Annotated in this window: 12 protein-coding genes and 1 pseudogene; 7 read left to right on the top strand and 6 right to left on the bottom strand. The window is 73.3% G+C overall.

The features are described 5' to 3' along the window. Together AB0J52_RS15905 and AB0J52_RS15900 are read left to right on the top strand one after the other, a co-directional pair. A partial coding sequence (locus AB0J52_RS15905; protein WP_500182321.1) for an ATP-binding cassette domain-containing protein occupies positions 1-934 on the top strand: 934 nt, incomplete at its 5' end. Between the two features lie 71 nt (positions 935-1,005). Next, a complete protein-coding gene (locus tag AB0J52_RS15900; protein WP_500182320.1) occupies positions 1,006-1,452 on the top strand; it encodes a hypothetical protein in 447 nt (148 codons plus the stop codon). Between the two features lie 27 nt (positions 1,453-1,479). Here the strand turns inward: AB0J52_RS15900 and paaE are convergent, their stop codons facing one another. The 5 genes from paaE to paaA are packed head-to-tail and all read right to left on the bottom strand — an operon-like array spanning position 1,480 to position 5,345. After that, positions 1,480-2,571, bottom strand: coding sequence for a 1,2-phenylacetyl-CoA epoxidase subunit PaaE (gene paaE / locus AB0J52_RS15895; RefSeq protein WP_500182319.1), 1,092 nt, complete (start codon positions 2,569-2,571; stop codon positions 1,480-1,482). 1 nt (position 2,572) lies between these two features. Next, positions 2,573-3,094 carry a 1,2-phenylacetyl-CoA epoxidase subunit PaaD gene (paaD, locus tag AB0J52_RS15890; protein WP_500182318.1) on the bottom strand — a complete coding sequence of 174 codons (522 nt, stop codon included), beginning with the start codon at positions 3,092-3,094 and terminating at the stop codon, positions 2,573-2,575. Next, complete coding sequence (paaC, locus tag AB0J52_RS15885; protein ID WP_500182317.1) at positions 3,091-3,975, bottom strand: 1,2-phenylacetyl-CoA epoxidase subunit PaaC; 885 nt, start codon at positions 3,973-3,975, stop codon at positions 3,091-3,093. The genes paaD and paaC overlap by 4 nt, the downstream gene beginning before the upstream one ends. Positions 3,976-3,984: 9 nt before the next feature. Further along, positions 3,985-4,269: a 1,2-phenylacetyl-CoA epoxidase subunit PaaB gene (paaB, locus tag AB0J52_RS15880; RefSeq protein WP_500182316.1), complete on the bottom strand. Its 285-nt coding sequence runs from the start codon at positions 4,267-4,269 to the stop codon at positions 3,985-3,987. Beyond that, a complete protein-coding gene (gene paaA / locus AB0J52_RS15875) occupies positions 4,266-5,345 on the bottom strand; it encodes a 1,2-phenylacetyl-CoA epoxidase subunit PaaA (protein ID WP_500182315.1) in 1,080 nt (359 codons plus the stop codon). Before paaA ends, paaB begins: the two co-directional genes overlap by 4 nt. An 88-nt stretch (positions 5,346-5,433) precedes the next feature. Here paaA and paaI point away from each other — a divergent pair, with 88 nt between their 5' ends. The 3 genes from paaI to AB0J52_RS15860 all read left to right on the top strand — a co-directional run bounded on the left by paaI (position 5,434) and on the right by AB0J52_RS15860 (position 7,348). Continuing rightward, positions 5,434-5,865, top strand: coding sequence for a hydroxyphenylacetyl-CoA thioesterase PaaI (gene paaI / locus AB0J52_RS15870; protein WP_500182314.1), 432 nt, complete (start codon positions 5,434-5,436; stop codon positions 5,863-5,865). A gap of 5 nt (positions 5,866-5,870) precedes the next feature. Further along, on the top strand, positions 5,871-6,479 hold the full coding sequence (locus AB0J52_RS15865) for a TetR/AcrR family transcriptional regulator (RefSeq protein WP_500182313.1): 609 nt from the start codon (positions 5,871-5,873) through the stop codon (positions 6,477-6,479). Between the two features lie 482 nt (positions 6,480-6,961). Then, on the top strand, positions 6,962-7,348 hold the full coding sequence (locus AB0J52_RS15860; RefSeq protein WP_500182312.1) for a hypothetical protein: 387 nt from the start codon (positions 6,962-6,964) through the stop codon (positions 7,346-7,348). A 124-nt stretch (positions 7,349-7,472) separates the two neighbouring features. Here the strand turns inward: AB0J52_RS15860 and AB0J52_RS15855 are convergent, their stop codons facing one another. Next, on the bottom strand, positions 7,473-7,676 hold the full coding sequence (locus AB0J52_RS15855; RefSeq protein ID WP_500182311.1) for an I78 family peptidase inhibitor: 204 nt from the start codon (positions 7,674-7,676) through the stop codon (positions 7,473-7,475). A gap of 194 nt (positions 7,677-7,870) precedes the next feature. Between AB0J52_RS15855 and AB0J52_RS15850 the strand changes: the two genes are divergently transcribed. Both AB0J52_RS15850 and AB0J52_RS15845 read left to right on the top strand, forming a co-directional pair. Continuing rightward, complete coding sequence (locus AB0J52_RS15850) at positions 7,871-9,202, top strand: nucleobase:cation symporter-2 family protein (RefSeq protein ID WP_500182310.1); 1,332 nt, start codon at positions 7,871-7,873, stop codon at positions 9,200-9,202. Positions 9,203-9,370: 168 nt separating this feature from the next. Beyond that, positions 9,371-9,574: pseudogene (locus AB0J52_RS15845) on the top strand (hypothetical protein); the annotation flags it as partial.

Genomic DNA, 9,574 nt, shown 5'->3' with positions numbered 1-9,574 from the left:
CGGCGTCACCCGCCACAACCTGCGCGCGCTCGACGTGGACGTCCCGCTGGGCGTGTTCACCGCGCTCACCGGCGTCTCCGGCTCCGGCAAGTCGAGCCTTCTGGACGCCATCGCGGGCGCTCCCGACGCCGGACGCGTCGTCCGCGTCGACCAGAAGCCCATCGGACGCACCCCGCGCTCCAACCTCGCGACCTACACCGGCCTGTTCGACGCCGTCCGCAAGCTGTTCGCCGACACCGCCGAGGCCAGGGCGCGCGGCTACGACGCCGGACGGTTCTCGTTCAACGTCGCCGGAGGACGCTGCGAGAACTGCCAGGGCGAGGGCTACGTCTCGGTCGAGCTGCTGTTCCTGCCGAGCACCTACGCGCCGTGCCCGGTGTGCGGCGGCGCCCGCTACAACCCCGAGACGCTGGAGGTGACCTACCGGGGCGCCGACATCGCGCAGGTGCTCGACATGACCGTGGACGACGCCGCCGGGTTCCTCGCGGACGTCCGCCCGGCGGCCCGGTCCCTGCGCACGCTCCGCGAGGTCGGCCTCGGCTACCTGCGGCTCGGCCAGCCCGCCACGGAACTGTCCGGCGGCGAGGCGCAACGGGTGAAACTGGCGTCCGAACTCCAGCGCGCCCGCCACGGCGACACCCTCTACGTGCTGGACGAGCCGACCACTGGCCTGCACCCCGCCGACGCCGAGGTCCTGGTCGGGCAGCTCCAGGCGCTGGTCGACGAGGGCGCGACCGTCCTGGTCGTCGAGCACGACATGGACGTCGTCGCGACCGCCGACCACGTCATCGACCTCGGTCCCGGCGGCGGCGCGGCCGGCGGCCGGATCGTCGCCCAGGGCGCCCCGGCCGCCGTCGCGGCCTCCTCCGGGCACACCGCCCCCTACCTCGCCGAAGCCCTCCGGACCGACCGTCCGAGCACGAAGAGTGATTAACGAACACTCTGGGTAACATTGCAGTGGTGTCGGCCGCGCCGTCGCGCCGACCTCCAGAAGGGAGATCTCCGATGCCGGTCTTCAGCCTCATCGGCACCGCTGCGCTGACCGCGGTACTGACCGCCGCCGCACCCGAAGCGCCGCCGCCCTGCACGCTCACGGGCAAGCATCCCGCCAAGGTGAAGGTGGGCCTGGCCACCATCGGCAAGGACGGCAAGACCCTGGAGGTGCCGGTGCTCTACAGCTGCAGCGACGCCACCCACGTGGGAGTGGGCGCCGGGCAGCCGCCCCGGCCCAAGCAGGGCAAGCCGAAGTACGACCGCGTCGGAGGCGGGGTCACCACCGCCACGTGCGACGGCAAACTACAGAACACGACGATCAACGCGGACCCCCAGCGCACCTTCACCGGGACGTGGGAGAAGGGCAAGCCCGCCACCGTCGGCGCCAACGTCGTCCTCAAACAGGACAAGTGCCTGTTCATCCTGGCCAGCGACGTCAAGGACGAGTCCCTCCGCTGACCCGGCCGCCGGGCGGACGTCCGGACGTCAGCCGTCGTAGTCGACCGCGACCTCGTCGGTCTCCGGCAGGGACTGGCAGGTCAGCACGTACCCGGCGGCGACCTCGCCCGGCTCCAGCGCGAAGTTGCGCCGCATGTGCACCGACCCGGACGTCACCTTCGCCCGGCACGTCCCGCAGACGCCGCCCTTGCACGCGAACGGCAGGTCCGGCCGGACGCGCTGCGCCGACTCCAGGACGGTCCGGTCGCGGGGGAGCGCGGCGGTCGTGGACCGGCCGTCCAGCGTGATCGTGACCTGGCTGACCGGGCCCTCCGGGGCGGCGTCCTCGTGCCGCAGCGGCACGACCGGCTCGTCCTCGGCGAAGAACAGCTCCCGGTGGACGCGTTCGGCCGGCACGCCCAGCCCGGCGAGGACGCGGCGGGCGTCCTCGACCATCCCGATCGGCCCGCACAGCCACCAGTGCGAGGCGTCCCGCAGGCCGAGGCCGTCGACGAGCGCCGCGAAACGGGCGGAGTCCATCCGCCCGGACAGCAGCTCCGCCTCGCGCGGCTCCCGGGACAGCACGTGCGCGAGCTGGAACCGGGCGGGATGCAGGTCCTTGAGGTCGGCGAGGTCCTCGGTGAACATCACCGTGTCGGTGCGGCGGTTGCCGTACAGCAGCGTCACCCGCGTGTCCGGGTGCGCGGCCAGCACCGACGCCGCGATCGACAGCATCGGCGTCACCCCCGACCCGGCCGCGACCAGCACGTGGTGCGCGGGCTCGGCGAGATCGGGGGTGAACGTCCCGGTCGGGCCCATCACCTCGACCTCGTCACCCGGCCGCGCCTCGTGCACCAGCCAGGACGAGAACAGCCCGCCCGGAACCTCGCGGACGCCGATCCGCGGCGGGGACCCGGCGGGCGCGCAGATCGAGTACGACCGGCGCTCGTCCCGGCCGTCCTCGACCCGGCGCAGCGTGAGCGCCTGCCCCGGCCGGAACGCGAACTCGCCGGCCAGCTCGGGCGGCACGTCGAAGGTGACGGCGACCGCGTCCGCGCACAGCCGCTCGATCCCCGCGATCCGCAGCCGGTGGAACGTCCGGCGGCGGCGGACGGGCGCGGTGGTCACCGGTACGGTCACGCTAGATCTCCTTGACGTGCTCGAACGGCTCGGAACAGGACCGGCACCGCCACAGCGCCTTGCACGCGGTGGACGAGAACCGCGACGTCTCCTCGGTCTCGCCGGACCCGCAGCGCGGGCACGCCACCGCCCGCCGGACGCCGCCCAGCACCAGCGGCACCGGCCCGCGCGGGGCCCGTCCCGGCGGCGCGACGCCGTGCTCGGCCAGCTTCCGGCGGCCCTCGGCGCTGATCCAGTCGGTGGTCCACGGCGGGTCCAGAACGGTCGTGACCCGCACGTCGCCGTAGCCCGCCTCGTGCAGCGACCGCACCATGTCCGCGCGCATCTCGGCCATCGCCGGGCAGCCGCTGTAGGTCGGGGTCAGCGCCACCGTGACCGAGCCGTCCGCGGCCTCCGCCACGTCCCGCAGGACGCCGAGATCGGCCAGCGTCAGCATGGGCAGCTCCGGGTCGGCGACCCGCTCGGCCACCTCGCGGGCGCTCACCACCGGTCCCGCCGCCCCGGTCCTCACCGGCTCGTTCACCACCGGCCTCCCGGAAGTGCGCGCGCGACGCTCTGCATCTCGAACAGCAGCGGCGCCAGGCACGGCGTGTGCACCCCGGCGCGTCCGTCGCCGTCCATCGGCTCGAACGGCGGGACGGTCAGCGTCGCCGCCTCCGCCACCTGCGCCAGGACGCCCTCGACCTCGCTCCGGACGTCCTCGCCGTCGCCGTCGCCGTTGCCGTCGCCGTCGTCGTCTCCGTCCAGGTCGGCGGACGCCCGGAACAGCTCGTCCACGTACGGCGCGATCGCGTCCAGACCCTCCTGCATGCGGCGGTGCGACTCGTCCGTGCCGTCCCCGAGCCGGACGACCCAGTCGGCGGCGTACTGCCGGTGGTAGGTCAGCTCCTTGACGCCCTTGGCCGCGACCGCCCGCAGCACCGGGTCCCGGTGCCCGGCGGCGAGCCGCTCGAACACCGCCAGCCGGTGCGCGGAGAACACCAGGAGCCGCGCCATGGAGAACGCGAAGTCGCCGTTCGGCAGCTCCGCGAGCCGGACGTTCCGGTAGTCGTCGGACTCGCGCAGGTAGGCCAGGTCGTCCTCGGTGCGGCCGGTGCCGTCCACCTGGCCGACGCGGGTCAGCAGCATCCGCGCCTGGCCGAGCAGGTCCAGCCCGATGTTGGCGAGCGCGACCTCCTCCTCCAGCTCGGGCGCGCGCGTGCACCACTCGGCGAGCCGCTGCGACGCGACCAGCGCGTCGTCGCCCAGGCCGAGGCAGAGCGCGGCCAGCCCGGCCGGGTCGAGGCCGTCCGGGACGGCGGTGTCGACGCCGTGCAGAGGGTCCTCGAAGCCGGTGCCGAACGCCCACCGGGCGTCGTCCTGGTCCTCCGCCAGCGACAGGTAGACGTGGTCGTCTTCGCGCATCGCGGTCTCCTAGATGTGCGGGACGTCGTCGGGGATGTCGTAGAACGTCGGGTGCCGGTAGACCTTGTCGCCGGACGGCTCGAAGAACGGGTCCTTCTCGTCCGGCGTCGAGGCGGTGATGTCCGACGAGCGCACCACCCAGATCGACACACCCTCGTTGCGCCGCGTGTACAGGTCGCGGGCGTGGGTCAGCGCCATCCGCTGGTCCGCCGCGTGCAGCGACCCCACGTGGACGTGGTTCAGCCCGCGCTTGCCCCGGACGAACACCTCGAACAGCGGCCAGTCCTCGTTCATCGCGCCTCCCGATCGCCCGGCCCGACCCGGCCGGCGCTCCGCTCCGCGCGCTCTCCGGCCCCGCGCCCGGTCTCCTGCACGGTCTCCGCTTGCGCGGTCCCCGCTCGCGCGGACCCGTGGCGCGCCGCCTGCTTCCGGGCGTGCGCGGCGGCCGCGTCGCGGACCCACGCGCCGTCCTCGTGCGCGCGCCGGCGGCGCTCGATCCGGTCCTCGTTGCACGGGCCGTTCCCGCTGATCACGCGCTTCAGCTCGTCCCAGTCCGGGGTGCCGAAGTCGTAGCGGCCGCGCTCGCCGTTCCAGCGCAGCTCCGGGTCCGGCAGCGTGACGCCGAGCTTCTCGGCCTGCGGGACGGTCATGTCCACGAACCGCTGGCGCAGCTCGTCGTTGCTGTGCCGCTTGATCTTCCAGGCCATCGACCGGGCCGAGTTGGGGGACGCCTCGTCCGGCGGCCCGAACATCATCAGCGACGGCCACCACCAGCGGTCCACGGCGTCCTGCACCATCGCCCGCTGGGCGGGGGTGCCGCGCATCATGGTCAGCAGCAGCTCGTAGCCCTGCCGCTGGTGGAAGGACTCCTCCTTGCAGATGCGCACCATCGCGCGCGCGTACGGGCCGAAGCTGCTGCGGCACAGCGGCACCTGGTTGCAGATCGCCGCGCCGTCCACCAGCCAGCCGATCACCCCCACGTCGGCGAACGACAGGGTCGGGTAGTTGAAGATCGACGAGTACTTCTGCCGGCCCTCGATCAGCCGGCGGGTCAGGTCGGCCCGGTCCACGCCGAGCGTCTCCGCCGCCGCGTACAGGTAGAGCCCGTGGCCCGCCTCGTCCTGCACCTTGGCGAACAGGATCGCCTTGCGGCGCAGCGACGGCGCGCGGGTGATCCACGCGCCCTCCGGCTGCATCCCGATGATCTCCGAGTGCGCGTGCTGGGCGATCTGCCGGACCAGGGTGCCCCGGTACGCCTCGGGCATCCAGTCGCGCGGCTCGATCCGCCGGTCGTGCGCGATCACCTCGTCGAAGTGCTCCTGGAGGCGGTCGTCCGCCCCGGCCGCCGCAGCGGTCGTGGTCTGCGTCATCGGCCCCACTTCCTTACCGACCATTCGTTCAGTAATTAGTCTGAGGGATGGCACCCGTCCACGGCAAGACAACCCGGAAGGACCGGACATGACCGACACCCACGAAGGCCCCGTGCACGCGATGCTCGCGACCGACCGGGCCTCCGCGGAACTCGGCATCGAGCTGATCGACTGGGGGCCCGGCACCGCCGACCTGCGGATGACCGTGACCGAGAGCATGGTCAACGGGCACGGCCTGGCCCACGGTGGCTACCTCTTCCTGTTCGCCGACACCGCGTTCGCGTGCGCCTGCAACAGCCACGGCCCGGTCACCGTCGCCGCCGGGGCCGACATCACCTTCGTCGCGTCCGCCTACGCCGGGGACGTGCTGGTCGCCGAGGCCCGTGAACGCGTCCGGTACGGCCGCAGCGGCGTCTACGACGTCACGGTCAGGCGCGGGGACGAGGTCGTCGCCGAGTTCCGCGGCCGCTCCCGGGAACTCGCCCGGCGTGGGAACGGTCCGGAGGCTGTGTCACAGTGACCGGCATGAGCACCACACCGGTCACGGGAGGACGGCGCGGACGCCCCGGCTACGACCGCGCCACCCTGCTGGACGTCGCCGTCGCCGCGTTCAACGAGCGCGGCTACGACGGCACCGGCATGGAGGAGCTGTCCCGCCGCCTCGGCATCACCAAGTCCGCCATCTACCATCACGTGTCCGGCAAGGCGGAGCTCCTCGAACTGGCCGTGAACCGCGCCCTGGACGCCCTGTTCGCCGTCCTGGACGCCGAACTGGACCGTCCCGTCACCGCCACCGAACGCCTGGAGCAGACCGTGCGGGGAGCCGTCCGCGTCCTGGTGGACGAGCAGCCGTACGTCACGCTGCTGCTGCGGGTCCGCGGTAACTCCCCGGTCGAGCGGCGCGCCCTGGAGCGTCGCCGCGAGTTCGACCACCGGTTCGCGGGCCTCGTCGCGCGGGCCGCGGCCGAGGGCGGCGTCCGCGACGACCTCGACCCGGGGTTCGCCGCGCGCGTCCTGTTCGGCGCGGTCAACTCGCTCACCGAGTGGTACCGCCCCGACGGCGGCATGACCCGCGAGGCGGTCGCGGACGGCCTGGCCACCCTGCTCTTCGACGGCCTCCGCCGCCCCACCTGACCCGCCCGGCCCTACCCACCGGAGCCGCCCGCCCCTCCTGAACCCCCGGGCCCTCCTGAACCTCCGGGCCCTCCTGAACCTCCGGGCCCTCCTGAACCTCCGGGCCCTCCTGAACCTCCGGGCCCGCCCGAGCCACCCGGCCCTCCGGGGCCTCCAGGTCCGCCGGGGCCTCCCGGCCCGCCAGGTCCGCCGGGGTCGCCCTGCTCGCCCGGGGTGGCGGCGCCGCCGGGGGCGCTCGGCCCGCCGGGCTCCCCAGGTCCGCCCGGTGCGCCCATCGAGCCCGGCAGCGTCATCCCGGCGGGCATGCCACACCGCCCGGCTCCCCGGGCGCTCCCGGACCGCCCGGCGCGCCCGCCCCCTGCTGGGCGTCGAAGCCGCCCGGTCGGCTCAGCGTGCCCCGCTTCGGGGTGACCGCCGGCCGAGCCGAGGAGAGAGGCGGTAGCGGCGGGACCGGCGGGAACCCGGGGGACGCGTTCACCCGGATGACCAGTTCCGCGCCCTCCCGCCGGGACTCGATCCGGAAGTCCTGGCCCAGCCAGTGGAACGACCCCGACCACGCCCAACTCTTCTTCGGACGCGCCTTCTTTCCCGCCCCCGTGGACGTCCCCGCAGGGCTCTTCGGCACCGGGTCACCACGCGCCGTCCCGGTCGGAGGCGCGGGCCCGGGATCCCGCGTCGAGAGTGGACGCGAGTCCAGCGCCCGAGGCGGCGTGTTCGACGCCCCCGGCGGTGACGCCGAAGCGGACGACGCGGCCCGCGGGGCCCTGGTGACCGAGGTGGCCGGAGCGGTCAGGGCGGAAGGCGCCCCGCACGCGGCGGCGGTGAACAGCACCCCGAAGCGAACGACCGTGATCATGCCGTCACTGTAGGTCGCTGAATGATCAACTCCCGGACGGCGCGCCCCGCTTTTCGATCTTTTTCGGGAGGCGTCCGGCCGGTTCCGCCCCGTCGTCAGCCCGGTCCGCCACGGCGTCAGCCCGGTCCGTTACGGCGTCAGCCCGCCCAGCACCGGGTGACGCGCCCGCCCTCGACCGTGAAGTTCAGCCGGTCCGCGCGGTACTCCAGGGTCACCACGGCGCCGGGGTCCAGCCGCCGCAGCGCCGTCCAGCCCGCGTCCCGCGCCCGACGCTCCGCGTCGTCCGCATCGAGGCCAACATAGGCGTTCAGTGCTTCGTCCCGTTCCGGCCGCTCGTCCATCCCGCCATGATCCGCCCGGTGTTTCCCGAGGTCAACCGGCCCCCCACCGGAAACCACCACGAAGCCGGACGATAGGTTCTCCGCTCCGGCCCCCGCCCCCTCGGCCGGGGCCACCACGCATGTCATTTACCTACCGTTCGAAAGGCAAGGCAGGCATGTCGGAGGAAGGCACGCGGAAGCATCCCGTAGACGAGGTGCTCCCCCTGCCCAAGCTGGCCCTCTACGGATTCCAGCACGTCCTGGCGTTCTACGCCGGAGCCGTCGTCGTCCCCATCCTGGTGGCGAGCGGCATCGGGCTGTCCCCGCAGCAGCTCGTGTACCTGATCAACGCGGACCTGTTCACCTGCGGCATCGCCACGGTCATCCAGGCGTGGGGGTTCTGGAAGATCGGCGTGCGGCTGCCGATCGTGCAGGGCGTCACCTTCACCGCGGTCGCCCCGATGATCGCCATCGGGCAGGGCGCGGCCACCCCCACCGCCGCGCTGCTGGCCATCTACGGCGCGACGATCACGTCCGGGATCGTGATGTTCCTGGCCGCGCCGTTCCTCGGCCGGGTGCTGCGGCTGTTCCCGCCGGTCGTGACCGGCACCGTCCTCACCATCATGGGCCTGCTGCTCATCCCGAACGCGCTCACCGACGCCGCCGGCGGCGCGGCGCTCAAGGGCAAGCCGGAGTTCGGCAGCTGGAAGCACCTGATGTACGCGGGCGGCACCGTCCTGTTCATCGTGGTGCTGTACCGGCTGCGGCGGCCGTTCCTGTCCAGCGTCGCGGTCCTGCTCGGCCTGGTCGGCGGGACGGTCGTCTCCTGGCTGCTCGGCGACACCTCGTTCGACCAGGTCGGCGCGTCCGACTGGGTCGGCGTCACCACCCCGTTCCACTACGGCGCCCCGACCTTCCAGATCGGCGCGTGCGTGGCGATGCTGCTGGTCATGATGGTGACGGTCGTCGAGACCGTCGGCGACTCCAAGGCCACCGGCGAGATCGTCGGCAAGGACGTCAGTGACGCCGACGTGACCCGGGCGTTCCGCGCGGACGGCCTGTCCACCGTCCTCGGCGGCGCGCTCAACGCCTTCCCCTACACCTGCTTCGCGCAGAACGTCGGACTGGTCCGGCTGACCGGCGTCCGCAGCCGGTTCGTGGTGGTCGCCGCGGGCTTCATCATGATGGTCCTCGGGCTGTTCCCCAAGGCCGCCGCGTACGTCGCGTCCATCCCGCCGGACGTGCTCGGCGGGGCGGCGATGACCATGTTCGGCATGGTCGCCGTCGTCGGCATCCAGACGCTCGCCAAGGCCGACCTGCGGGACGAGCGGAACGCGCTGGTCGTCGGGATCAGCATCGGCATCGCGTTCGTGCCGTCCACCATCCCGGCGTTCGGCGAGCACATGCCCCGCGACGTCGCGGCCATCCTCAACAGCGGCATCACCCTCGGCAGCATCACCGCGATCCTGCTGAACCTGGTGTTCAACGTGCTGACGCGCCGCGAGCCGGTGGCCGCCGAGGAGCCCGTCCCGGCCGCCGCGCGGTGACCGCGGCCGCTCCGGCGGACTGAACGCGAGGCCGGGTCTTGTCAGACGACTGACAAGACCCGGCCGGTTTTCCTCCTCAGGCCCACTATGTCTACGCCGCGCCAAGTGTCACATTTCGGGCAGCGCCGGACGGTACCCCGGCCGCCCGGCGGACCTGAGGAGGTTCAGGTGAGAATCCCACGCGCCCTTGCCGCGGTCACGGCGGTCCTGGCCGCCGTCACGGCCGCGCTCCCCGCAGGGACCGCGCGGGCGGACACGGTCCCGCCCCAGAACGACGCCTTCTACCAGCCCCCCAACCCGCTGCCCGCCGGACGTCCCGGCACGCTCCCCGCGGCGGTCTCGGTCGCGGGGCTGATCGCCGGGTTCGAGGCC

The sequence above is a fragment of the Spirillospora sp. NPDC049652 genome, from assembly GCF_040675125.1.
Taxonomy (GTDB): Bacteria; Actinomycetota; Actinomycetes; order Streptosporangiales; family Streptosporangiaceae; genus Spirillospora.
Note: the sequence above shows the minus strand (reverse complement) of the source record. Positions and strands in the feature narration are given on the sequence as shown.

Bases quoted from the DNA above. Each gene is read 5' to 3' on its own strand.
- AB0J52_RS15900 (WP_500182320.1), top strand. From the start codon at position 1,006: ATGCCGGTCTTCAGCCTCATCGGCACCGCTGCGCTGACCGCGGTACTG.
- paaC (WP_500182317.1), bottom strand. From the start codon at position 3,975: ATGCGCGAAGACGACCACGTCTACCTGTCGCTGGCGGAGGACCAGGAC.
- paaB (WP_500182316.1), bottom strand. From the start codon at position 4,269: ATGAACGAGGACTGGCCGCTGTTCGAGGTGTTCGTCCGGGGCAAGCGC.
- paaA (WP_500182315.1), bottom strand. From the start codon at position 5,345: ATGACGCAGACCACGACCGCTGCGGCGGCCGGGGCGGACGACCGCCTC.
- paaI (WP_500182314.1), top strand. From the start codon at position 5,434: ATGACCGACACCCACGAAGGCCCCGTGCACGCGATGCTCGCGACCGAC.
- AB0J52_RS15865 (WP_500182313.1), top strand. From the start codon at position 5,871: ATGAGCACCACACCGGTCACGGGAGGACGGCGCGGACGCCCCGGCTAC.
- AB0J52_RS15860 (WP_500182312.1), top strand. From the start codon at position 6,962: ATGACCAGTTCCGCGCCCTCCCGCCGGGACTCGATCCGGAAGTCCTGG.
- AB0J52_RS15855 (WP_500182311.1), bottom strand. From the start codon at position 7,676: ATGGACGAGCGGCCGGAACGGGACGAAGCACTGAACGCCTATGTTGGC.